This is a genomic window from Glycomyces sp. NRRL B-16210 (genome assembly GCF_000719515.1).
In the GTDB taxonomy this organism is placed as follows: domain Bacteria; phylum Actinomycetota; class Actinomycetes; order Mycobacteriales; family Micromonosporaceae; genus Glycomyces.
In genome coordinates, this window is the sequence record NZ_JOGR01000001.1 from 596,642 (window position 1) to 620,383 (window position 23,742).

Here is a 23,742-nt window from a genome sequence, read left to right on the forward strand (position 1 = left end):
CGACAAGGGCCCCGATGGACACACTGCTCACGCCCTCCGGTGTCGCGCCCGCACCGCAGGAGGAAGCCCCCCGACACCCCGCGGCGCGCCCTCCCGCGAGCGTGCTCGCCCTCCAGGCGCTGCTGCTCGCCGAGACCGCCGCGGTCGTCTGGATCTGGCTGTGGACCTGGCACGGCGTGCAGGCCTACGCCTGGCCCGGCGTCGACAACGGCCTGTTCGAACGCGGCCTGTCGTACCTGCTCATCCTCGCCCCGACCCTCCCGGTGAACCTGCTCGCGGCGATCTGGCTCGGCCGCGGCGGACGCCGCGCCCAGCTGTACCTGGCCGCCGCCGGGGCCCTCGCCGTCGCGCAGCTCCTGCTGCTGCTCACGCCCGCCGCGATGCCCTCGCACGAGGCCATGAGCGACGGCGCGGCCAACGTCGGGATGCGCTTCCTGGTCCTCGTCGTCCCGCTCCTGTTCGCGGGCGCCGCGATCGCCGCCTCGGCCCGCGCCCGGACCTGGCTCGGCGAAGGCCCCGACCGGCCCCGCCGCCGCGTCGCGGGCGTCGAGGCCGCCGTGTGGTGCCTCGCCCTGGCCCTCGCGGTCGGCACCGGAACCGAAGCGCGCCAATGGGCCGAGGCCGCCGCGACGCCGCAGGGCCCGCAAGGCCACTTCGCCGAACCGGGCACCTGGGCCCGGCTCGAGAGCGCGGTCGCCGACACCACCGCGGTCCTGCCCGGCTTCACCGGCTTCGCCGCCCGCACCGTCGAGGTCGCCTCCTGCGACTACACCGCCCGGTCGGGCCTGGCGACGTACCGCTACTCGCTCGAATACGAGCTGCCCGCCGCCACCGCCGAAGACGAGGCCGCGATCGCCGCCTACTGGGCCGAGGACGACCACACCCTCACCTACGACGGCGAGACCCTCGAAGGCACCCGCCGCATCACCGCCGAACGCCTCTACCACTTCGACGAGCAGGTCTTCACCGTCACGCTCCTGTACACCGGCGGCGGCGACCCGCGCCTCCACCTGGAGAGCCCCTGCGTCGAACGCACCGAGGACGCCCCCGAATGCCTGGCGCCCCAAGGCGACCCGGTCGCCGACGAGGTCATGGGCCTGCGCTGCGGCGCATACGCCTGATCACCAGGCCGACAGGAACGCCGTCTGCGAGAGGTCGGCCTCCACCGGCAGGCAGTGGCCGCGGATCTTCACCGAACGCGTCGACTCCCCGGGCGGCAGCGTGTCGACCGATCGGACGTCGCACCCGCCCACCACAGCGCCCTCGCCATCCCTGAAGACCGCGATCAGGCTGGGACGCAACGGCTCCTGCGACGCCAGCGTGAACCCGACCGCGAACAGCCGATCGCCGCCGGGCAGCGTCGACACGGAGTCGAACCGGGCGCTCAACGGCTCCGGCTCCGCCGGGGGACCGTCGTCGTAGACGAACCACTCCAACCCGACCACCTCGACCGTCAGCTTCAGATCCGCGGGCCGCGCCTCGCCGACGTACATGCTCCCGGCGGCCGCGGTCCGGGCGCCCGGGGCCAGCACGTCGCCGGTGCGCAGCACCAGATCCTCGCGCTCCTCCAGGCCCTCACCGGTCAAGGTCACCACCAGGTCGAAGTCCGCGGCGTACTCGTCGTGGCCGCTGACGATCGACACGGCCCAGCCGATGTCGACCTCCTTGTCCCCGGCGACGCCGAAACCCAGCTCCTCCACCGCGATCGCCTCCGCCGGCGGCGGCTCCTCGCCGGGCCTCGCCACCGACAATCGCGAGTACGTGCCGGCCGAGGGCACCACCGACTCGATCGCGGGCGCCGACCAGGGCTCGACGAACCGATCGCCGCCGGGCTCCCACCCGAAGGAGCACAGCAGGAGGACGATCGACACCGCGACGCCCAGGGCGAGGACCCGGTCGGGGATCCGACGCGGACCCGCGGGAGCGGAATCGGGAGAGGTGCGCACCGCTGCATCGTAGGAACGGAGCGCAACCTGGTGGAAGCGCCGCAGTACGGTGTGGCGAAGCCGAGCCCTTCAAGGAGACCGATGGCCTCGCCCGACCCCGAACCCGACCGAGGCCCCGTCCGGCACTGGCCCGACGCGCCGATGCGACCGCGCACCCGCAGGAACCTCGCGATCGCCGTCCCGCTGATCCTCGCGCTCGCGGGAGCGGTCCTGGCCGGCCGGTGGGTGCAGGCCGACCGCCAGACCGACGCGCCGGTCGCGACCGTGCGCGCCTTCCTCGAAGCCGTCCGGTCCGGCGAGGTCGAGACCGCGCTGGCGATGACGGCGAGCGAGCCTTCGGCGTCGACGGCGCTGCTGGTCCCCGAGGCGCTGGACGCGGACTGGGAGATCGCGGACCTGGGCCTCGGCCGGTGGGTTTCGGCGGCGTCGACCGCCGAGGTGTGGGCGACCATCAGGGGCCCCGAGGGCACGGAGGTCACCGCCGAGTTCGAGCTCGACCCCGAGGGCGACGACTGGAAGATCACCGACCCGTTCTCCACGCTGCACCTCCCGCAACTGCCGTTGCCGTACATAGAGGTCAACGGTCACAAGGTGGACTACGACCCCGAGGCCGAGGACGCGCTGGGGTTCGTGGTGCTCCCGGGGGTGTACCGGCTCTACGGGGACCCTCCCGAGCTGCTCGCCTACGACCACGGGCCGATGCTCACGCTGGGGCACCGCTGGAGCGACCCGGACGGGACCCGGATCTTCGACCAGGGGACGACCTTCGCGGCCGCGGGCGTCTTCAAGGGCTTCAGCGTGGCCGAGGGAATCGAGCCGGCGCTCGGCGAGCAGGTCGCGGCCTACCTCGACGCGTGCTTCGCCGATCCCGAAGGGCCCGAGCTGTTCGGCTGCCCCTTCGGCTTCGAGGAGCGGTACCTGGACCTGGACGGGGTCGACCTCGGTGCGGTCCGCGGCTGGGAGATCGTCGAATACCCGCAGGTCGCGGCGGTCAGCTACCAGGGGCCGATCGTGGGACCCTTCCAGATCGACGTCCTGGACCGCGTCCCGGGGCTCGCGCGGGTCACCGTGGCCGACGCGAACTCCGGCGCCGACGTGGTCCTGGAATGCACCGTCGCGACCAGCGGCCTCTACCTGTGGCTCGACGAGTCGGGCCAGTACGCGATCGGCCCGAACGGCGACCCGAACGGCCCGGACAGCGGCGCGGCCCGCCTGTGGGAGGAGGGCTACCGCGCGGACTGCGAACCCGCGCCCTGACCGCTACCTCGCGAAGGCCTCTTCGAGGTACGGCAGCAGATCGGCGGCGATCGCGGTGACATCCCGCACGACGGGGTCGGCGTCCACGGTGAGCTCCAGATTGGCGTCCCTCGCCTGGCACATTCGCGCGCTCTTGCCGTAGCCGCTCTCGGCGTACTTGTAGCAGAATCCGAACTCGTATCCGGGGATCGCGCTCGCCAGGACCTGCACGCCCGCATCCTCTTCAAGGGTGCGAAGGCGGTCCTCACCAGGGCTGGTGGCGTCGCCGTTCTTGTAGATCCTCACCGAGAAATGGACGGCGCCGGCGTCGCGCCCGTCGGCGCCGAACACCCGGACCGTGCAGCTGTAGGAACTGGCACGGGCGTCGCCGGAGTCGAACCCGACCTCAGGATCGCCGGTGCTCGAAACCCCGGCGTCCCTGTCGAACACCGAGGTCGCGCCCAGGCACGAGTTGAAGGCCTCCGCGTTCGCGTCGAACGAGTAATGGACGCCCTGCGTCCGCTCGATCACCTGGTGCAGTCCGAAGCCGAGAAGCGTCAGCACGAGAGCGACCGACAGCAGCAGCGTCACCACCTTCCCAGGCGGCCAAGGCTTCCCGACGCCCCGACGGTCAAGCTGACTCATGATGGAAGGCGTCCCCTCGCGCTGGTCGGCCGCGCACTTCGCAGGTGCGTCAGGACGTTTCGAATTCGAGGTCCGGCTCGCCCTGGGCCTGGCCCGACAGGTCGTCGTAGCGCTTGGCGCGCCGCATCACCTGCTGCCAGCGCGAGGTCAGCGCGGGCTGCGCCTGCTCGCGCCGGTGCGCCATCGCGAGGAAGTTGAACCAGGCGACGACCGGCTTGGCCTCGCGCTCCACGAGGATCTCGGTCTCCTCGGCGACGCCGACGCTCTGGCAGCCGCCGATCCCGTCGATCTCCACCCGCAGCCGATGCGTTCCGGTCCCGGCCGGAATCCACCACTTGCCCCAGGCCGCGCCGAGTTCCTGGCCGTCGAGGATCACTCGCGGCGGCGAGACCCAGTCGACCAGCTCGTTGTAGTAGAACTCGTAGCCGATCCGCTTCCTGGCGTCCCGGAACGCGCGGCGCTGGAAGCCGATCATGGGCATCGTCCGCGGCCGCGGCCGCACCCGCAGCACGATCCCCGGTCGGCCCTTCGGCGCGTCGACCGCGGCCGGAAGCACCACCGCGTTGCCGCCCATGCGGATCGGCTTGGGGGCGAGTTCGCCCGCGTCCTCGGCGGGGCGGCGGCCCGCAAAGCCGAGCCAGACCCCGCCGATGAGGCCCACGATCGTCGCTCCGCCCAATGCGCCCAGGATCGCCTGGGCCCCATTGAGTCCGAGCGAGCCCGCGAAGGCCCCTGCGATGCCGCCGAGGACGGCGAACATCAGAAACCACAGGCCGAGGCCGCAGCCCACGCCTTTGACCACGGCCGAGTTCCCGGCGGAGAACGCCCGGTCCACGTACGGCTTGGTGCCGACGTAGAGCCGGTCGTCGCCGTCGGTCTTGCGCCGCAGGTACCCGATCCGGAGCTCGACGGTCTCGCCTTGGGCCAGATCGACCTGCACCGTCTCGTAGGTCTGCTTGACCATGACCTCGACCCGGTGCCTGCCGGGGTTCAGCGGCACCTCGATGCGGCGCACGGCGTCCCGCTCGGGATGGTCGATGACCGGGTGGCCGTCCACCCGCACGGCCGGGGCGACCTTCGTCGCGCGGACCATGCCGGTGAGCGAGTCGGGGTCGATGTCCTCGGATTCGAGGACGGGGGCGTGGATGACGAGCCGCGTGCTCACCTCAGCATCCCGGCGGGAGCTCGACGACGATGACGAGTTCGATCTCCTTGAAGATCTGCTGGATCTCGGCGTCGGCCCCGTCCCAGGCGTCGCCGGCCTGCTGGATGTTGTCGGCCAGGAGCTGCACGGTCGACTTCGCCTCGACCATCACCTGCTTGAGCTGCTCGACCTGCTGATTGTAGTCCCCGGCGAAGAACCAGCCGGTGATGCCCCAGGTGAGGTCGTCCTTGGAGGTCCCGGCGACCACGTCGGAGACGCCGCCGGCGTCCTCGGCGATGTTCTGGAACACCGGCGCCGCCTGCGTGATCTCGGCCGGGTCGACCGAGAGCGACAGCCCCGGGCCCTGCCCGCGCTGGATGGACTGGAAGGAGCCCTCGGCGTCCTGGCTCATGCCGATCGCGTCGGGCACGGAGTTGCGGAGCGCGTCGATGGCGACCACGGCCGCGTCGCTGCCGATGATCTTGCCTACGACGCGGACGAGCTTGCCGAAGATCTGGGTCATCTCGCTGATCTTCTGGGCGACGCTCGTGGCCGTCTGCGCCGACCGCACCGAGGCCCACGCGACCCCGGTCGCGGCGGTGGCGCCGAAGGTGAGCGGGCTGGCGAGGATCATCGGCGCGATCTCGGTGATGAAGTACTTGATCAGCTGCGAGATGAGGTACTTGACGACCGACTGGATCGTCTCGGCCATGATCTGCGCGGCGGCGAGGCACCCGGCGATCCCGTTCGACATGGAGCCGGCGGCGAAGAAGCCCGCGCCGATGAGGTTGGTCTTGATCGCGGCGGCGGCGCCGTCCTGGCCCGCCCAGTTGCTCAGGGGCTGCATGTTGTCGACCACGGCCTGGCTGAGGTCGACGTTGGCCTGGGCGACCCGCTTCCACAGCTCGGCGGCGTCCTCCATGTCGCCGGGGCTGCCGGTCACCCAGTCGAGGGCGTCCTGCAACGGCGTGACGAGCGACAGCAGAATGTCCAGGCCCCAGGCGGCGAGGGTGCCGATCGGGTCGGAGATGAACCCCGCGACCTGCGAACCCAGGGAGGCGACGGTGAGGCCGATGTCGGTGAGCCCTTCGGCCGCACCGGTGTCGCTGTTCGCCATGTCCCAGATCGTTCCGGTTATGTCGGCGACCTGGTTGACCCCCGGCATGGCGCTGACGCCGGGAAGGTTCCCCATGAAGTTGTCCACGGGATTGTCCGACGACACGTCGGTGTCCACTTGGATTCGCTCATAGTCGCTCATGCCGAATCGCCTTTCGAAGCTTGGGGGCTTAGGCGGATTGTACTGATGGTCCGCACACCGTCGAAACCGCAGCATATTGGGGCCCTGAAAAGCACGCGATCGCATGGGGAACGCGATGAGCACGCCATCGCTACCTTTGTGCCTACGTGTACGAGAACGTCGGTCCCGCAATTGCGCGGACCGAGTGTCAGCGGATATCAATTGTTCGGCAGATCCGAAGGGGCGCAACGTGACCACCGAATCCCAGCCCGAACCGGCACCGGCGCCGCCCTCGTTCGCGGCGGGCCGGGCGATGCTGGTGGTCCAATCGGTCGTCGCGCTGCTCAGCATCGTCACCGTCTACCCGCTCCTCCTCGTCTTCGCGGCCATGGCCGGCTACACCACCGCGAGGCTGCACGCCTTCACCCTGGGCTTCATCGTCGTGGCGGTGCTCCCCGCCGCCGTCCACGCGCTCGCGGCCGTCAACCTCGGCGCCACCAGGCGCGGCCAGGTCTACGTCCTGCTGTCGCTCATCGTCTCGGCGGTGCAGGTCGTCGTCGTCCTCGTCTACGCGGGCAGGTACGGCCTGTGCCTCATGCTCCCGATCGCCCTCCTCGCGACCGGGACCGCCGTCGGCTCGTTCGGAACCGAGCGCAACGCCTACGTCCGCGACCTCGGTCCCGCGCGCCGCCGCGCCGCCGCCGACCTGACCGTGCTCGCCGCCGCCGCGGCCCTGGTGGCCTCGCTCGTCCTCGTCAACGACCGCGTCCACGACGTCGACAACCGCCACCCGGCCCGCGAGTTCGACGCCGGCGAGGCGAGCGAGCGCCTCGACAGCGCCCTCGACCCGCTCCTGGCCGTCCTCGCCGAGGTCGAGGGCATGCCCGACCCGCTGCGCGACTACAGCGACGCCGACATGTGCAACGACGGCACGGGCTGGGACGAGGAATGGTCCGACCACCAGCACTTCTACCGGCTCGAAGACCGCGACGAAGTAGTGAACATCTCGCCGAACGCCGGCGCGGGACTGCGCGCGATCGAAGCCGTCCGCGCCCACCTGACCGAGAACGGCTGGGACATCGCCTGGGACGAGCAGCGCCATCCGGGCTTCCACGCGATGTCGGCCGTCCGCGACGACGGCGTCCGCGTCCACTTCGAGGTCGGCGCGGGCGCGACCCGCCTGTGGGCCGCCACCGGCTGCATAGAGAACGCCTGACGCCGCGAGCCCCGGAGCGGGCCGCCGCCGAAGCTGTCAGTTTGCTGAGTGAACGGAGTCTCGAACGCATCGGCCCTGGTCCAGGCCGACCTGCGGGGAACGCGGGCCCGACATCGGTCCGGTATCTTGTGGGACAGAGCGGACAGCGCTGTAACGACCGGCATACGGAAGGGGTCCCCCCTATGGCCACACCTCTCACGCCAATCCCTCCGAATCCTCCACCGGCACAAGCCGACTCGAGGCGCAGCCTCCGCACGACCATCGGCGCGGGACTCGGCGCGATCGCCATCGCGGCGGCCGTCACCGCCGCCCCGGGCACGGCGTTCGCTCAGGACACCTACGCCCAGGACAACGCCTGGGTCCCCGAGGTCGTCAACGCCCCCGACGTATGGGGCACCACCCAAGGCGAAGGCGTCACCGTCGCGGTGATGGACACCGGCATCAACGACCACCCGTTCTTCGAGGGCAAGAACATCCTGCCCGGTTACTCCAGCTTCTCCGACGAAGAGGACGGCTGGAACGACCAGGACGGCCACGGTTCCGGCGTCGCGGCGGCAGTGCTGCTGGCGGCACCGGAAGCGACGATCATGCCGGTCCGCATCGGAACCGGGGCCTCCGTTCTGAGCGGGGCCATGGGGCCCGTCCAATGGGACGCGTTCTACTGGGCCGTCGACAACGGCGCGGATGTCCTCGTGGTGCCCTGGATCGTCAGCGGAGTGCGCTCCTCGTTCGATGGCGGATACCTCGAATGCCTCCAGTACGCGGTGGACAACGGCGTGATCGTGGTCGGCTCGGCGGGCAACGACCCGAACGCCGAAATCGCCTATCCCGCATGGGTGCCGGGGGTGCTCACCGTCACGGGGGCCAATAGCAGCGGCGACATCTGGTACGAGAACACGACCGTCGGACCGGAGGTCGACGTCGCGGCGCCGGCCGACGCGATGACCGTGCCCCTGCCGCAGGACAGCGCCCTGGGAAACACCGAGCTTTACGCCGAAGTCATCGGCGGCACCTCGATGGGCACCGGTGTCGTCGGCGGAGTCGCGGCCCTCACCTGGGCGGCGCATCCCGACCTCGACGCGAACAACGTCATCCAGCGGCTGCTGCTGACCTCGGGGGACGGCAGCGGCAACCGCAGCGACGACGTCGGGTACGGCCTGGTGAACGCCGAGCGCGCCGTCAACGCCGACGGCATCGAACCGGTCGACGAGAACCCCCTCGGCTACCCCATGGGCGAACCCGGAGTCAGCGGTTCCTCCGACGAGACTTCCGACACCGACGAAGGCGAAGCCGCTCCCGGAGTCGGCCCGTCCGGTCCTTCGGAGACGCCGCAGGCGAACAAGGAGTCCAACCTCTCCACGATCATCGTGGTGGCGGCCGCCGTCGTGCTCATCGGCGCGGCCATCGCGGTCTGGCTGGTCCTCCGCGGCCGCGGCCGCAAATCCGCCGCAGCCGCCGAGCAGCCGGGAGCGTTCAACGCCGACAATGGACCCGCACCGGGCGGCTACCAGCAGCCCGCCCCGCCGCAGCAGCAGTTCGGCCCTCCGCCGGGAGGCGGCCAGCAAGGCTACGCGAGCCCCCCGCCGGGACCCCAGGGCTACAGCAGCCCACCCAACGGGCCCCAGGGATTCACCCCGCCGCCCGGCGGCGGGGAGCAGAGTCCCCCATGGCGCCCCGGCGACCGCCAGTAGCAGTCCGAAAGGGCCTCAAGCGCTTGCGCTTGAGGCCCTTCTCTCATCCCGCGTCCTTCGAATCCTGGAAACAGGTGAGGGGCGGACGGCCTTGGCCGTCCGCCCCTCACACGACTGCTACCGGTCGTCAGTCCTCGTCGAGCTCTTCGCTCCGCACGTTGTTCCGACCCCAGTTGACGTCGTCCTCCCGCAGCCAGGTCTCGCGGGTGTACGTCTCGTCGTCATCGTCGTCGCTGTAACCGGAACGCGTGCCCCCGCGCCCGTTGTTGGCGCCGCTGCTGCCGCCGCGGTTGAGCGCGTTGCGCCCGCCCGCCGAGTTCGAGGACATGCGGCCCTGGTTGCCGCCGCCCGCACCACGACCGCTGGCGGTACCGCCGGAGCGGGCGCCGGTCGAGCCGGGACGGTTGTTCGCCGCACCCGCGCGAGCCGGGCTGTTCGAGGTGCCCCCTCGGCCCGGCGCGTTGTTCCCGCCGGTGGTGGCGCCGCCGGCGGGGAAGAGCCCGCCTCCGGAGCTGGCGATGCTGGAACCGCCGAACGTCGAGGTGCCCATGGTGGGCCCCCCGCCCGTCGGAACGGTGGCGCTGGCGAGACCACCGCTGCCGAGGTCCGAATCGATGTCGTCGTAGGAACCGGGGTTCCAGCCGTTCTCGACCGGGTCGAGGTCATCCGAGTCGATCACGCCGTCGCCGTTGGTGTCCAAGGAAGCGCCGCCGCCGCTGGCGCTGCCTCCGGCGGTCGCGGGAGAGCCTTCGATGGAACCGGGCGGATTCAGACCGCCCTCGGCGAACACCCCGCCCGTGGGCGGCTGGTAAGTGGCGTTGCCGGGCATGTCGCTCGGAGGCGGCGGCGGGGGCTCGGAGAACGTCTCGTGGAGCGCCTGCGCGTATACGTCACCGAGGTTCGCGACGATCTCGGCGAGCTGGTCGTGCTTGAGGTCCAGCTCGTCGCGCCACTGCTGTTCCCACTGCGCCCGGTTGGTCTCGAGCCGGGGGTCACCGGGCTCGACGTTCTTCTTGCTGAGGACCCAGGTCTCGAAGTCGTCCTCGAGATAGGTGGGGTTGAGGTCGACCGCGTTGTCCTGCGCGGTCTTGAGGGCGGCCGCCAAGCTGGGGACCACCGTCTCGCCGACCTGCTTCATGCCGTTCTCGGACTCGACGCTGTAGCGCTTGACCGCGGCCATGCGGTTGTCGAACTCGTCGGAGGCCGGACCGGTCCATTGCGTCCGCAAGCCGGTGACGTGGGTGTCCAGCTCCTCGCGCGCGGCCTTCATACCGCTGGCGGCGGAGGTCCAGATCGAACCGGCGCGCTCGACCGCGAAGTCGTCGCCCTGCCCGAGCAGCGTCCACAGCTCCTGGTGGGTGTACTTGTTCTTGTAGAAGGCCTTGCCCTTGCCTTTGCCGGCCATCCTCGGCTCCTTCCTAGGGGGTCAAGTGTGCAGCGATCGACCCGAATTACATGGTCGGCGGTTCGTCCTCGGCTTCGCCTTCGGCGCCCGGGTCGGCGCCGGTCCCGTCGCCGCCCCGCTCGTTGTCCTGGCGGACCTCGTCGACCTCGTGGTCGGTCACGCCGCCGCGGCTGTCGAACCCGCTCTGGACATCGTTGAGCGAGGCCTCCGACTCGTCGTCGGTCTCCAGGTAGCTGACCTTGATGTCCGCGCTGACATCGCGGCCGGTGCTGAGGCCGTGGTAGACACGGTCGAGCTGCTCGGTGCGAGAGGGGTAGAAGACGGTGCGGTAGGCCTCCTGGAGCTCGATCGCGTCGTCGAAACCGCCGAACTTGGGGTTGACCGCGTCGATGTCCTGGATCGCCGCCGTGCTCAAGTAATCCTGGTTCCATCCCTCGCGGATCGTGACGACGGTGCCGCCCAGCAGCCTCGACCGGAAGTTGTCGAGGTCGGAGATGGTCGAGTCCATCTTGGTGATGAACTCGTCGAAGGACTCCTCAGTCATCTCGAAGCGCTGGCCGCTGTTGTCGGTGACCGTGTAGAGATCGGTGCTCGAGTCGTAGCTCGCACTGGCCATGCCATCGGGAAGCAACGTCATCACCTCAGGGAAGATCAGGTTTGTCAGGGGGTAGAAATCCGGGCCGTTCCACGCAGCGCGAAAGGCACGGCCGCTCGATCAGTACTGGATCCAGCATAGCGAGCCTGGACCACCCCGGCCTATCAGGTCGCGCCGCGTGGCACGAATGGGGGAGTGGACGACTCGGCCCCGCCCGGACCCCCGAACCCCGCCGCCCGCCGGCGCCCGAGCCCCCGGGCCGAGTGCTCGCGGCACCTCGCGCGTTCGCCCTGGTAGGCCCGGATTGTCCACCGCGCCGCCGCACAGGTGATCGCATATAGCTCCCACTCCACCGTTCGGAGGAGACCTCCCTGGAGGGGTGGCACAAAGTGGGGATACACGCGGGTGGCGGCAACCAGTAAACTCGGAGACGCACCGCCAGCCCGGTGAGTTTGCACGGACGGGCTATGGTGATTGCGGAATCGATCAAAACACTCACTGGGATACCCCTGACGGCCTAGCTCTCTAGTGCCGCAGCCCCGGTTTATCACTTGGAGGTGAACATGGCCGGTGTCGCAATGGACACAGAGACAGTCGCCCAAGCCGCGACTGACACGGTCAACGCCAAGCTCTCGGTCGACGGCAACCTCGCCCGACTGAAGGCACTGTGCGACGAGCTGGCTTCGTCCTGGACCGGCCAGGGTGCGCAGGCCTTCACCAACGTGATGCTGCAGTGGGACAACGAGGCGAACAAGCTCCTCGAAGCTCTCCAGACGATCGCGGACAACCTCGACTCGTCCGCGGCCCAGCAGGCCGAGATGGACGCCGAGTCCAACTCCGAGTTCGCAGCCTTCGACGGCGAGCTCTAAGCAAACCCCCCGACCCAAGGAAAGAGGTGAACCATGTCCGGCCGCATTGCAATGAGCTACGAGGAACTCGAAGCTGCCACCGCCGAGATCGCGTCGCAGTCTGGTGAGATGACCAGCACGCTCGCCGACCTCCGCACCCAGCTCGACGCCATGGACTGGCAGGGCGCCGACAAGTCGTCCTACGAGGAAGCCAAGCTTCAGTGGGACCAGTCCTTCGAGAAGATCAACGACATCCTCGAAGCCGTCGGTCGCGCCGTCGACAACGCGAAGAACCGCTACCAGGAGACCGAGGCGGCCAACGCCGCTCGCTTCTCCTAGCGGCCTCGCAGCTCGAAGACGAACGGAAACCCGGGCAGGTCCACTGGACCACCCGGGTTTCTGCTTGCCCGGAAACCAGCCCGAAAACCCGAGCCCGGCCCCCTACGAACGGCGCCGCCACGACCCCCGACACGGAACCGGTCCCACAGCGGCGACGAACAAGGGGCGCGGCCCGAAGGCCGCGCCCCTCATCACACTCGTTCCGACTCAGTCGCTCTCGGCCTTCACCAGCACCTCGTCCGGCTTCCGCACCCCGGCCCGCCAGCGCCGCCTACGTCCCATGGGGATGATCTGCCGAAGCACCAGCACCAGCGCCACCAGCACGATCGACCCGCCGACACTCGCCCAGGCGACCGTCTTCTCGAACGCGAGCGGGTCGTAGTTCACATCGATCGCCGCGATCGAGGACGGCTCGACCTGCGGCTGGTTCGGAGCGCCGCCCTCGCCGCCGTCCGCGTCCGGCACCACCACCTCGTTCGGCGCGTGCGCGTTCCCCACCGGCGTCGCGATGGCGTCGCCGACGTTGAGCACCCCGTGCCCCTGGTAGATGCTGAAGTCGTTCGGCGGGTGGATCGCGGTCGTCTGCAAACGCCACTCGATCCAGCTCGGCGTGGTGTCCTTCCCGAACTCGCCCTTCAGCAACGCCGCCGCACCGGCCACGTACGGGGCCGCGAAGCTCGTCCCCTCCTGCCGGCTGAGCCAGCCGCCGCCCGGATACGGGATCGTCACGCCGTCGCCGGGGGCGATCAGGTCGAGGTTCTCCCCGTAGTTCGTCTTCGCGTACCAGTTCCCGACCTGGTTGTGGCCCCCCACCGCGATCACCTCGGGATAGTTCGCGGGGTAGAACTTCGCGTCGTCGACCGGGGTGTTCGACGCGTCCATGTTGAGGTTGTCGTTCCCGCTCGCGGCCACGACCACCACGTTCGCCGCGACGGCGTCGAGCACCGCCTGCTCCAGCTCGTTCGTGGGCGGCAGGGTGATCGAGATGTTGATGACGTCGGCCCCGTTGGCGACCGCGTCGTCGATCAGGCTCGCCACCATCCGCGACGTGCCCGTGTCCGCGCCCTCGCCCCCGACGAAGGCCCGCAGCGGCAGGATCATCGCCTCAGGGGCGACCCCCACGAACTGCTCGCCCTGCGCCGCGCCCGCGGCGATCGCCGCGACGCCCGTGCCGTGGTAGTTCGCGTCGCACCGGCCGTCGTTCGAAGGGTCGTGCACGTCCCAACCGGGCAGCACCCGCTCGCCGAACACGTCGGTGCGCGTCGCCTCAACCCCCGAGTCGATGATCGCGATCGTCACCGGCTCACCGGTGTCCTTGAACCGCCCCCGGTTGAACTGGTGGGCCTCTTCGAGCCCGATGAAGTTCCCCGACCAGTCGCGCGAGGTCAGCGGATCCTGCTCCCCGGGCGCCGTCGTGCAAGGGGAGATCTTGTCCCCGCTCATCTGAGCGGTGGTGAACTCCGCCTGAGCGGGAGTGGTCGCCAGCAGCACCGTCCCGACCGTCGCCACCGCGACGGCGGAAAGATAAAGAGGTATACGCGGGAGGAATCGCACCCGCACAGTCTAGCCCCGCAGCGCCAGCGGGCAGGTACGCCCGCAGACCCTCCCGCGACACCGGAAGGGCGGGGGACCAAGAGGTGGACTCGTCCGCTTACGATAGGTACGACCACTCACCTTCACGATGGAGACGTCGCCAATGACGATGCTTCAGGCGCAGCAGCAAGCTCGCGGCACCGCGTCCGTGCAAGCTCAGCAAAGCGGCGGCCCGACACCCGGCGAGTCGGTCGTGTTCACGACCCGATCCTCCGGAAGGCTCGGGCCGCTCACGGTCGCGCAGCTCATCACCGTCGAGCTCGCCCTCACGCTCGCGCTGGCCTGCCTCGCGTTCGGGATGATCCCCGGGGCCGCCGGCGGCGGCGTCGCGCTCATCGTCCTGGTCGTCGTCTTCTGGCGTAAGGGCGACTACTGGTGGTACCAGACCTGGCCGCTCAAGTCCCGCCTGAATCGCCGCGTCCGCGCGCTCGACCCCGAGCAGCTCACCGAGGTCCTTCACCGCATCGCGCCCGACCTGGGCATCACCGGCATCGAGGACCGCGACGAGAACGTCGGCATCGGCCACGACAACGGCGGCTGGTTCTCGGTCATCGAGATCGGCACCACCGACGAGGGCACCAAGGCCGTCCCGCTCGAACGCCTCGAACGGCTCTTCGACGAGACCTCCGTCCCGGTCACCGCCGTCCAGCTCGTCGGCCACACGACCCCGGTCGGCTTGAGCGCCTACGACAACAGTCCCGCCTCGCGCTCCTATCGCGAGCTGCGCGGCGACTACCCCGCCGTGGTCCACCACAAGGCCTGGCTCGCGGTGCGCCTCGGCGCCCGCGACGCGCGCGAGGCCACCGCCGGGCGCGGCGGCGAGGTCGACGGCGTCTACAAGGCGCTCGCCTCGACTTCGCAGCGGGTGAGCAAGCTGCTCGGCAACGTCGGCGTCCCCAACCGCATCCTCGACGCCGAGGGCGTGCGCGAGGCGGTCCAGCAGTCGCTCGGTGTGGCGTTCGCGCCGGTCCCGGGCGAGCGGACCGCCGAGGAGTGGAGCCACTGGTACGCCGACGGGCTGCGCCACGTGGCCTTCCGGATCACGCGGTGGCCCACCGACGCGGTGGCCCTGCACCGGACCGTGGACGCGCTGTCGGGCGTGCCCGCCGCGTTCGTGACGGTCTCGACGGTGGTCACCGCCGGGGCCAACGGCAAGGTCAACCCCGACGGCCGCATCACCGGGCGCCAGCTCGCGGTCGAGGGGATCGTGCGCCTCGCGCTCGACCAGGCCTCGTGGGAGTCGGCGCAGAACCAGTTGCTCAACGTCGCCGACCAGCTCGGCGTGCGGTTGCAGCGCCTCGACGGCGAGCACGGGCCCGCCGCCTACGCATCCGCCCCGACCGGAGGAGGACCCCGATGAGCGACCGCGGGAACGGCAACGTCTACGGCGGCGGCACCTACCAGGGGGGCACCTATCAGAGCGGTTCCTACCGCTCGGGCCGCCACTCGGACGAGGACGAGGAGCCGCAGGGCGGCGAGGAGCAGCAGCGCCCGGTCGACGACGAAGGCGCGGGCACCCTCAAGGTCGCCCGCGGCGGCGGGCAGCCGACGCAGCCGCCCGCGGGGCCGCCGACCGGACCGCAGGCCGCGCCCCCGCAGAACGCGGGTTATGGTCGCCCGCCCGAGCAGTCCGCCTCGATCCGGCAGACGCCGCCGCAGCCTCCCGGTGCGCGCACCGGCGCGCAGCCGCCGGTCGCCGGCGCCCGCACAGGGGCCCAGCCGCCGCGCCCGGCCGGTCCGCAGCCGCCGCAGCAACCGCAGCATCAGACTCCGCGCCCGCCGGAGATGCGTCCCGCGACGCCCCCGCCGGGGCAGCCGGGTCCGCCTTCGTCGCCGCCGCAGCAGTTCAACCAGCCTGGCCACCCCCAAGGGCCGCAGCCGAACCCGCAGAGCCAGCGCCAGGGCGTGCCGCCCGCTGGCCCACCGTCGGCGCCTCGGCCGCAGGCGCAGCCGCCGTCCCAGCAGCCGCAGTTCAACCCGCAGGGGCCGCCGCCGAACCCGCAGAGCCAGCGGCAGGGACCGCCGCAGCCGCCGATCGCGCCGGTCTCCGCCGCGCCCGTCTCGGCCCCGTCGGTCTCTCCGGTCTCGGTCTCGCCGGTGTCGGCCAGTCCGATCTCGGGGCAGCCCATGTCGGGCGGTCCGGTCTCCGGCCAGCCCTACTCGGCGCAGCCCGCCTCGGCCCAGCCGTATTCGGGGATGCCCTACTCGGGCGCGGCCCCGATCACCGGCGGCCCGGTCAGCTCACTGCCGACCTCGGCGGGCCTGTTCGGCGTCTCGCAGGTCTCGGCCGGCCCCACCGAGGGCACGGTCTACGGCCTCCCGGTCACCGACCGCGCGGTCGAGACGGCCAGGGACGCGGGCAAGCCCATCGAGGCGGTCAGGTCCACCGCGCAGATCCCCACGGCCCGGGCCCTGGAGCTCATGACCTCCGCGAGCCCGCCCTCGGGCCTGGTCATCGGCCGCGACGCCGAGCAGATCCCGGTGGTCGCGCCGTTCTTCCGGCCCGAGGAGACCCGCATCAACCTCATCGGCGGCGTCTACCTCGCGCGCCTGCTCGTCTTCCGCGCCTTGGCGATCGGCACCCGCGTCGCGGTGTGCACCACGCGCCCGCAGGAGTGGAACGGCCTCGGCGAGACCGCCACCGGCCGCAACGACCGGCTCGCGGTCCTGCACGGCGACCAGCCGGTCACCGTCGAGGCCAGCCAGCACTCGCCGGCCCTCTACGTCTACGACGTCGGGGAGCAGGGCTCGCAGACCAAGCCGGTCCTCGGCCCCTGGCGCACCCAGCTGACGGTGCTCCCGCGCCTGACGAACTACGCCGACAACCTCACCGGCGAGGCGCACATGACGGTCCTCCAGCGGCTCACCGCCGAGGAGGCCCAGGTCGCCCGCTCGGCGATCCGGGTCAACCAGGAAGTGCTGCAATGGCTCCAGATGCTGCACGACGACATGATCGCCATGCTCCGCAAGGGCCAGAAGGAGCGCTACCTGTGGTGCGCCCCGACCTCCATCGAGTCGCAGATGTTCGGCCCGCCGATGCGGACCTACTGACCGAGTGAACGCCAACGGGGCGGGGCCGCAAGGCCCCGCCCCGTTCGCGTCGCTTCGCTAGCTCGCGTTCCGCCAGTTCTCCAGGTACGAGGCCGCCAGTTGCGAGGCCAGGTCCGTCAGGCCCTGCTCGTCCAGGTCGGCGCCGGGCGCGACCGACAGGCGCAGCACCATGTAGACGTTGTCGTCGTGGATGTGCAGGTGGTAGTTCGAGGTGCCACCGGCGACGACCCGCGCCACCGCGGCCGTCTCGTCCCCGATCTCCGGGGCCGGCTCGACCAGGGTCCAGGCCTCGCCCATGTCGCCGATCTCACGGGTGCCCAGCTCGAAGTTGACGCTCGCCTTCGCCTCGGTGTCGAAGACGGTGCCCTCGACCTCCAGCAGCGCGTCGGCCTTCTCGGGCTCGCCGTAGGTGAGCGAGCACGACTGGACCCAGCCGCGGCTCTTCTGCTCGCCGTCGGCCGACTCGACCGGCTCGGTGCCGTTCACGACCGACTCCAGCGGCGCCGCGTCGACGAGCGAGCACGGCGCCTCGCTGCCGGCGTACGTCAGGCCCGCGGCCGTCTCGGTCCCCGCGGCCTCCTCCGAAGGGCGGCTCACGAACCACCACGTGGCCGCGCCGACCAGCGCCAGCGCCACGACGCCGATGAGGATCTTCGGCAGCGGGCTCGACTTGCGGGCCCGGCTGCGCACCTTCTGGAAGTCCGACCGGCGGCGCTGCTCCTTCGGCATGTAGCCGAGGCGCCCGATCGCGGTCGTCTCCGCGCCGCCGCTCCAGTCGCCCTGGGACCGGTCGTCGACGAACGCGGTCTCCTCGAACGGCTCGTCCGCGACGTGCGGAGGGGAGGCCTGGGGTTCGAACTCGCCGCCGCGCTGGGGCGCGCTCCGCGGGTCGGGGCGGCCCGGGAGCGGCCCGGTCTGCGACGAGCGCGGCGGCTCCTGGCCGCCCTGCGGCGAGTAATGCTGCTGCGGTGACTGGTACGGATTGGGCTGCTGGCCGCGGCCGGCCGAGGGGCCGCCCGCTCGCGGCGCGCCACCGCGCGGCTCGGGGGAAGGGCGCCCGGCCTGCGGCATCGGGCGACGGCCCGGCTGCTGCCCGCCGTATCCGCCCTGGCCCTGCGGGCCTCGGGGAGGTTGGGGCTCGCCTTGGTACTGGCCCGCGCCGCGCTGCCCGTCGAGCGGTTCACCTTGCGGGCCCTGCGGGCGCCCCGCGCGGGGCCGCCACTGGCCCGGACCTGACCGCGACCCGTCGTCGGGCTGCTCGTCATAAGCCGGGCCAAAGGGTGGTGTGGCGCTCACAATGATCCTCCGCGAGTGTTCCCGGCGTGTCGACTTGACGCCGAGGTAGTCACGGCCAGCTTAAAGGGGGCCGCCTAATTCCGCACCCGGGGGAGCGCGTCGACGAGGCCCGAGCCCAGATCTCGGGCCAGTTGCCCGACCTCTCCGCCTTCGGGGGCGTTCCCGGTGAAGAACAGGTTCAGGCTCACCGTGGCGTTCGCCTCCTGCGCGTGGAGGCGCACCTCGTCCTCCTCGCCGTCGGACACCGTCGCGGTCACGGCCTGCTCGGCCACGCCGCCGGCCGGGGAGGTCCGATGCCCCTCGGACTCCTCGAAGTCCAGGACGCCGGCGTAGGCGGCCCGCGCCTTCGCGGGCGTCTCGTAGACCTGCACCGTGACGAACACCGTGACCAGCCGGTACGCATCGTCACCGGCGTACTCGGCAGAGTACGTGCAGTCGAAGACCCGCACCTTCTCTTCGGAGCGCTCGGCCGGGTTGCGCGCCTGCTCGACGTCGGCCCACGGGGCCAGCAGCTCGGGGTCGACCACGAGTTCGCACAGGTCGCCGACCGCTCCCGTGTCCACCAGGGGCTGCTCGTCGTCCCCGGTGACCCAGAACAGCACGGCCGCGCCCCCCGTGAGGAGGACCGCCACGACCGCGAGCACCCAGCCGACGCTGGCGAGCTGCCGCAGCCGGTCGGCACCCCGATGGCGCCCCTGGTAGGCGGACCGCTTCCCGTCCGCCTGGGGTTCCTGGGGTTCCTCGGACTCGTCCGATTCGATCACCTGAAGTGCGATGGTCGTCTTCCCTGCTTCGATGGTCGCTGCCGACACGCCAGCCAACAGCCTATCGAGTGGGTGCGACGCGAGCCACGCTCCGACCGTGCCAACCGCGTGGAGTCGCGTTCTGTCACCCGATCGTGAGCGAAGTCAAGTCTCTTTTCCGCGGGCCTTCCGCACGGGTGTCTGCCCAGTTCGGCGGGTGCGCGAGGGGCGTCTCAGGACTGAGTGGAGCGCCTCGGGCTTTCCGTCCCGCTCGGCGAAAGAGGCAGAGTGTGCGATACTCGACCTTGTCGCACCGCTCACCGTTACTTTGGGTGCGACCCGAAGATGTCCTGTCCGCGCCCCTCACGACGGCGACGGACTTGACGACTCGGCTGGGGGCAGAGGTGTTTCCCCAGTGCGAGTTGAGGCTTTCAGTGCGGCCCGAACGGCATGGATTTCAGCGCCGGAGCAAGGCTCGCCAGCCTCCTAGGCGAAGCGAGCCGGATGCCGGCCTCGTCAGGTCGGGAGGACCGCACTGCTGATGCCGCGCCCGTGCGGCAGCGGACGCAAACCGCGTCACGCGCCCGGGCAGCGGCTGGAATGGAGAAAATTTCGTATGCGCGAGAACGAGCCGCGCGAACAGGTGCCCGTGGTTGCGGTCACCTTCATGGCTCCCCAGAAACCCAAGAACGACGAACCACCGGCGGAACCGCCCCGCTCCGAGCGCGCACGCGCCGCGGCGACGGCGGCCCCGATGTTCGCCCCCCCACCGAAGGTCCAGCCCAAGGCCGCCGAGCCGAAGGCCGAGCCCGCCAAGCGGGAACCGCGCGAGCAGCGCGACTCCCGTGACGACGAGCCGGAGCCGCGCCGCGGCCAGGCCAAGAAGACGCAGGCCAAGAAGGCCCAGCCGCAGGAGCAGTCGGCGACGCGCAAGCGCACCCGCAACCGCTCCGAGAACCGCTCCGAGTCCAAGGCCGAGCGGCCCGAACCCAAGGTCGAAGAGCCCGCCGCCGAGGAATTCGACGACGACTTCGACGACGATGACGACTCCGAGGCCGGCCGTCGCCGGCGCGGGCGCCGGGGCCGCCGCGGCCGAGGTCGCGGCAAAGGCGTCGACGGCGCCGCCGACGACGAAGGCGACGAGACCGACGACGAGGACCGCGAGTCCGACGAGGACGACGAGGACGCCAACGGCGACGGGCCCGAAGTGACCCGCCGTCGCCGGCGCCGTCGCAGGCGGGCCGGCTCGGAGGACTCCGACCGCTCGCGTCCCGAAGAGTCCGAGGACGACGCCGAAGTCGTCGTCAAGGTCCGCGCGCCGCAGCGCCGGACCTCCTCCAACGAAGAGGTCCGCGGGGTCTCCGGCTCCACGCGCCTCGAAGCGAAGCGCCAGCGCCGCCGCGACGGCCGCAAGTCCGGCCGCGGCCGCGTCCAGGTCGTGAGCGAGGCCGAGTTCCTCGCCCGCCGCGAGGCCGTTGAGCGCCAGATGGTCGTCCGCGTCCGCGGCGGCCGAGCCCAGGCGGCCGTCCTCGAGGACGGCATCCTCGCCGAGCACTACGTGTCGAAGTCCGGCGCGCAGGGCCTGGTCGGCAACGTCTACCTCGGCAAGGTCCAGAACGTGCTCCCGAGCATGGAGGCCGCCTTCGTCGACATCGGCCGTGGGCGCAACGCCGTGCTCTACGCCGGCGAGGTGAACTGGGATGCGACCGGCCTCGCCGGGAAGGCCCGCTCGATCGAGCAGGCCCTCCGTCCCGGCGACCCCGTGCTCGTCCAGGTCACCAAGGACCCGGTCGGCCACAAAGGCGCGCGCCTCACCAGCCACGTCGCCCTCTCGGGCCGGCACCTGGTCTACGTTCCCGGCGGCAACGCCTCCGGGATCTCCCGCAAGCTCCCCGACCGCGAGCGCACCCGCCTGCGCGCGGCGCTCAAGAAGCTCGTGCCCGAGAGCGCGGGCGTGATCGTGCGCACCGCCGCCGAGGGCGCCGGCCCCGAGGAGCTCGCCCGCGACATCTCCCGCCTCCAGATCGAGTGGGAGGAGATCCAGGCCAAGTCGAAGAAGAGCAACGCCCCGGCGGTGCTGCACTCCGAGCCCGACGTGCTCATCCGGGTGGTCCGCGATGTCTTCAACGAGGACTTCAAGGAGCTCCTGGTGGAGGGCGACGACGCCTACGACGAGATCCACAAGTACCTGGAGTCGGTCTCGCCCGAGCTGCTGCCGCGGCTCAAGCGCCACACCGGCACGAAGGACGTCTTCACCGAGATGCGCGTTGACGAGCAGTTGCTCAAGGCCCTGGACCGCAAGGTCTACCTGCCTTCGGGCGGCTCGCTCGTCATCGACCGCACCGAGGCGATGACGGTGATCGACGTCAACACCGGTCGCTTCACCGGCGAGGGCGGCAACCTCGAAGAGACCGTGACCAGGAACAACCTGGAAGCGGCCGAGGAGATCGTCCGCCAGCTGCGCCTGCGGGACATCGGCGGCATCATCGTCATCGACTTCATCGACATGGTCCTGGAGTCGAACCGCGACCTGGTGCTGCGGCGACTGACCGAGTGCCTGGGCCGGGACCGGACCAAGCACCAGGTCACCGAGGTCACCTCGCTGGGCCTGGTGCAGATGACGCGCAAGCGCGTCGGCCAGGGCCTCATCGAGGCCTTCTCCGAGCCGTGCGACCACTGCAAGGGCCGCGGCGTCATCATCCACACCGACGAGATCCTCGGCAACTCCCGCAAGAAGGGGAACGGCGGCGGCAACTCGCACGCCAACGGGAACCAGGGCCAGAACCAGCAGGGCCAGGGCGGCGGCAAGAAGAAGAAGGACAAGGCCAAGTCCGGCCAGCAGCAACAGCAGCAGGGCCAGCAGAAGAAGCAGGACAAGGCCGATTCGCAGGTGAAGTCGGCCGCGGCCGAGACCGCGAAGATCGCCGCCTCCCTCGGTGAGCACCCGCACGACGAGGACGACCCGGTCGTCCACGCGGACGCTCCCGAGAGCGAAGCGGGCGAGGACCGCGCCCCCGCTGCGGCGCAAGCCGACGCGGACCGGAACGAACCCGAGCACGGCGATGAGGCCGAAGCCGGGACGGCGACGGACTAGGACGGACCGGCGCCGCGTACTGTGACGTTCGCGGCCCCGGCCCCCGCCCGATTCCTGAACCGGCGGGTACATGACGTACCCTAGTGAGCGGCCTATAGAGCCCTCAGCTTTTCGTCCCCGCGCGAGCGGGGACGAGCGCGGAGCTCGATCGGCGGCCCAGCCAAGGCGACGTTCTCGGAGCCGGAAGTTGGCAGGTGCACGGCACCGCGAAATTGACAGACACCGTTCCCCTGCGGGGAACTCATTTCCCCGCACCGGGGAGGACCCAAGGAGACCGCGTCGACATGTACGCAATCGTCAAGACTGGCGGAAAGCAGTACAAGGTCGCCGAAGGAGACGTCCTCGAAGTCGAGAAGCTTCAGGGCGCGCCCGGCGACACGCTTACGCTGCCTGCGGTGTTGCTCGTCGACGAAGGCACTGTGGTCACCGACGCCTCCGGCGTCACGGTGAGCGGTGAACTTCTCGAGCACACCAAGGGCCCGAAGATCAAGATCCACAAGTACAAGAACAAGACCGGCTACCACAAGCGCCAGGGTCACCGTCAGCCGCTGACCCTCGTCAAGGTCACCGGCATCACCAAGTAAGGGGTTGGACAATGGCACACAAGAAGGGCGCATCCAGCTCCCGCAACGGGCGTGACTCCAACTCGAAGCGACTTGGTGTCAAGCGCTTCGGTGGTCAGCACGTGAGCGCGGGCGAGATCCTCATCCGTCAGCGCGGCACCAAGTACCACCCGGGCGAGCTGGTCGGCCGCGGCGGCGACGACACGCTGTTCGCTCTGGCCGAGGGAGAGGTCCTCTTCTCCAGCAAGCGCGGCCGCAAGCTGGTCAACATCGTCCCCGCCTCCACCGAGGCCGCGGCGTAAGACCGGAGCGGCGACGCTCGAAAGCATGAAAGGGCCGGACACGTCGAAAGACGGGACCGGCCCTTTTCGCGTACCCGGGCACCGGTGGGCCGCAAGGAGAGCCGGCACCGGCCGCTCGCGGACGCGCGCCGGCCGTCGTCGGCGACCGGTTCTTGTCGGACCCCGCGCGTAGGTTCGTGCCGAAGGGTCTTCCCCGAGCATCGGGAGCGGAGCGGCTTCGCGAACGGATCGGCTTGGGCCGCAGGGCATCACCCCAGCTCAACCGCATCCGCGAACCCTCCTGCTCGGTTAGGGGACCCCCCTGATTCATGCCCTCAGAACCCCATGTATATTTGTTTCTGCCCGAGGGGGAACGGAACAGCCGATAAGGACTGGTCCGGAAGCCACCGGAGACCAGCGACAGACCTGAAGAGGTTTTGGCGCGGTCCGGAAGCTGAATCTTGGGTATCTCAGAGACTCACTAGAGGCTCGATCGCATGTGACACAGGTTAATCGACCTGAAGTTTGCAGAGGGATCAGAGACTGTTAGAGTTGAGAGGTTGCTCCGGCTGAGGCCGATTCTGAATCAGAGAATCGTTTTGGTTGTGGCGTGTTGTTTGAGAACTCAACAGGGTGTTTGGATGGTCAGCGTGCGGGCTGGTCGGATTGGCTCGGTCTAGGTATCGGGTTGGTTTGGTCGGTACTGTTTTTGACTGTCTTTTCCTTGGGGCACTTGCTTGGTGTCCCGTAGAATCCTGGCTCAGGACGAACGCTGGCGGCGTGCTTCACACATGCAAGTCGAACGGAAAGGCCCGCTTG

Annotated in this window: 19 protein-coding genes and 1 pseudogene; 11 read left to right on the plus strand and 9 right to left on the minus strand. The window is 70.4% G+C overall.

What is annotated here, in order from left to right:
• Window positions 1–14 precede the first annotated feature (14 nt).
• The gene (locus tag IF12_RS0102760; protein WP_030144735.1) at window positions 15–1,121 is read left to right on the plus strand and encodes a hypothetical protein; all 1,107 of its coding nucleotides are present in this window, start codon (window positions 15–17) and stop codon (window positions 1,119–1,121) included.
• Here the strand turns inward: IF12_RS0102760 and IF12_RS0102765 are convergent, their stop codons facing one another.
• Window positions 1,122–1,946 carry a hypothetical protein gene (locus IF12_RS0102765; RefSeq protein WP_030144736.1) on the minus strand — a complete coding sequence of 275 codons (825 nt, stop codon included), beginning with the start codon at window positions 1,944–1,946 and terminating at the stop codon, window positions 1,122–1,124. It abuts the gene before it with no gap.
• A gap of 81 nt (window positions 1,947–2,027) precedes the next feature.
• On the opposite strand from IF12_RS0102765, the gene IF12_RS25400 reads away from it, so the two are divergent.
• The gene (locus tag IF12_RS25400; protein WP_030144737.1) at window positions 2,028–3,203 is read left to right on the plus strand and encodes a hypothetical protein; all 1,176 of its coding nucleotides are present in this window, start codon (window positions 2,028–2,030) and stop codon (window positions 3,201–3,203) included.
• A 3-nt stretch (window positions 3,204–3,206) separates the two neighbouring features.
• On the opposite strand, the gene IF12_RS0102775 is transcribed toward IF12_RS25400, so the two are convergent.
• From IF12_RS0102775 to IF12_RS0102785, 3 genes are all read right to left on the minus strand, one after another.
• On the minus strand, window positions 3,207–3,773 hold the full coding sequence (locus IF12_RS0102775) for a hypothetical protein (protein ID WP_030144738.1): 567 nt from the start codon (window positions 3,771–3,773) through the stop codon (window positions 3,207–3,209).
• Between the two features lie 103 nt (window positions 3,774–3,876).
• A complete protein-coding gene (locus IF12_RS22555) occupies window positions 3,877–4,992 on the minus strand; it encodes a hypothetical protein (RefSeq protein WP_035748050.1) in 1,116 nt (371 codons plus the stop codon).
• A gap of 1 nt (window position 4,993) precedes the next feature.
• Window positions 4,994–6,229: a type VII secretion target gene (locus tag IF12_RS0102785; RefSeq protein WP_166659561.1), complete on the minus strand. Its 1,236-nt coding sequence runs from the start codon at window positions 6,227–6,229 to the stop codon at window positions 4,994–4,996.
• 229 nt (window positions 6,230–6,458) lie between these two features.
• On the opposite strand from IF12_RS0102785, the gene IF12_RS0102790 reads away from it, so the two are divergent.
• Both IF12_RS0102790 and IF12_RS0102795 read left to right on the plus strand, forming a co-directional pair.
• A complete protein-coding gene (locus IF12_RS0102790; protein ID WP_030144740.1) occupies window positions 6,459–7,424 on the plus strand; it encodes a hypothetical protein in 966 nt (321 codons plus the stop codon).
• Between the two features lie 182 nt (window positions 7,425–7,606).
• Window positions 7,607–9,115 carry a S8 family serine peptidase gene (locus IF12_RS0102795; protein ID WP_030144741.1) on the plus strand — a complete coding sequence of 503 codons (1,509 nt, stop codon included), beginning with the start codon at window positions 7,607–7,609 and terminating at the stop codon, window positions 9,113–9,115.
• Between the two features lie 127 nt (window positions 9,116–9,242).
• Here the strand turns inward: IF12_RS0102795 and IF12_RS0102800 are convergent, their stop codons facing one another.
• Both IF12_RS0102800 and IF12_RS0102805 read right to left on the minus strand, forming a co-directional pair.
• A complete protein-coding gene (locus IF12_RS0102800; protein WP_030144742.1) occupies window positions 9,243–10,520 on the minus strand; it encodes a WXG100 family type VII secretion target in 1,278 nt (425 codons plus the stop codon).
• Window positions 10,521–10,566: 46 nt separating this feature from the next.
• A complete protein-coding gene (locus IF12_RS0102805) occupies window positions 10,567–11,157 on the minus strand; it encodes a hypothetical protein (RefSeq protein ID WP_133884160.1) in 591 nt (196 codons plus the stop codon).
• A gap of 536 nt (window positions 11,158–11,693) precedes the next feature.
• Between IF12_RS0102805 and IF12_RS0102810 the strand changes: the two genes are divergently transcribed.
• The gene (locus tag IF12_RS0102810) at window positions 11,694–11,984 is read left to right on the plus strand and encodes a WXG100 family type VII secretion target (RefSeq protein ID WP_051703873.1); all 291 of its coding nucleotides are present in this window, start codon (window positions 11,694–11,696) and stop codon (window positions 11,982–11,984) included.
• A 33-nt stretch (window positions 11,985–12,017) separates the two neighbouring features.
• Complete coding sequence (locus tag IF12_RS0102815; RefSeq protein WP_081913008.1) at window positions 12,018–12,302, plus strand: WXG100 family type VII secretion target; 285 nt, start codon at window positions 12,018–12,020, stop codon at window positions 12,300–12,302.
• Between the two features lie 207 nt (window positions 12,303–12,509).
• On the opposite strand, the gene IF12_RS0102820 is transcribed toward IF12_RS0102815, so the two are convergent.
• Window positions 12,510–13,811 carry a S8 family serine peptidase gene (locus IF12_RS0102820; RefSeq protein ID WP_133884161.1) on the minus strand — a complete coding sequence of 434 codons (1,302 nt, stop codon included), beginning with the start codon at window positions 13,809–13,811 and terminating at the stop codon, window positions 12,510–12,512.
• A gap of 277 nt (window positions 13,812–14,088) precedes the next feature.
• On the opposite strand from IF12_RS0102820, the gene IF12_RS0102825 reads away from it, so the two are divergent.
• Both IF12_RS0102825 and IF12_RS23675 read left to right on the plus strand, forming a co-directional pair.
• Window positions 14,089–15,255 carry a type VII secretion protein EccE gene (locus IF12_RS0102825; RefSeq protein ID WP_133884162.1) on the plus strand — a complete coding sequence of 389 codons (1,167 nt, stop codon included), beginning with the start codon at window positions 14,089–14,091 and terminating at the stop codon, window positions 15,253–15,255.
• The gene (locus IF12_RS23675; protein ID WP_051703875.1) at window positions 15,252–16,946 is read left to right on the plus strand and encodes a hypothetical protein; all 1,695 of its coding nucleotides are present in this window, start codon (window positions 15,252–15,254) and stop codon (window positions 16,944–16,946) included. Before IF12_RS0102825 ends, IF12_RS23675 begins: the two co-directional genes overlap by 4 nt.
• 57 nt (window positions 16,947–17,003) lie before the next feature.
• On the opposite strand, the gene IF12_RS0102835 is transcribed toward IF12_RS23675, so the two are convergent.
• The gene (locus tag IF12_RS0102835; protein WP_133884163.1) at window positions 17,004–18,242 is read right to left on the minus strand and encodes a hypothetical protein; all 1,239 of its coding nucleotides are present in this window, start codon (window positions 18,240–18,242) and stop codon (window positions 17,004–17,006) included.
• 74 nt (window positions 18,243–18,316) lie between these two features.
• Window positions 18,317–19,054 (minus strand): hypothetical protein, encoded by a 738-nt coding sequence (locus IF12_RS0102840; RefSeq protein WP_133884164.1) that lies wholly within the window; start codon window positions 19,052–19,054, stop codon window positions 18,317–18,319.
• A gap of 598 nt (window positions 19,055–19,652) precedes the next feature.
• On the opposite strand from IF12_RS0102840, the pseudogene IF12_RS22560 reads away from it, so the two are divergent.
• The 3 genes and pseudogenes from IF12_RS22560 to rpmA all read left to right on the plus strand — a co-directional run bounded on the left by IF12_RS22560 (window position 19,653) and on the right by rpmA (window position 22,944).
• Window positions 19,653–22,104, plus strand: a pseudogene (locus IF12_RS22560) (Rne/Rng family ribonuclease).
• Between the two features lie 259 nt (window positions 22,105–22,363).
• Window positions 22,364–22,663, plus strand: coding sequence for a 50S ribosomal protein L21 (rplU, locus tag IF12_RS0102850; RefSeq protein WP_030144752.1), 300 nt, complete (start codon window positions 22,364–22,366; stop codon window positions 22,661–22,663).
• An 11-nt stretch (window positions 22,664–22,674) separates the two neighbouring features.
• Window positions 22,675–22,944: a 50S ribosomal protein L27 gene (gene rpmA, locus IF12_RS0102855; protein ID WP_030144753.1), complete on the plus strand. Its 270-nt coding sequence runs from the start codon at window positions 22,675–22,677 to the stop codon at window positions 22,942–22,944.
• The last annotated feature ends 798 nt before the right edge of the window (window positions 22,945–23,742 follow it).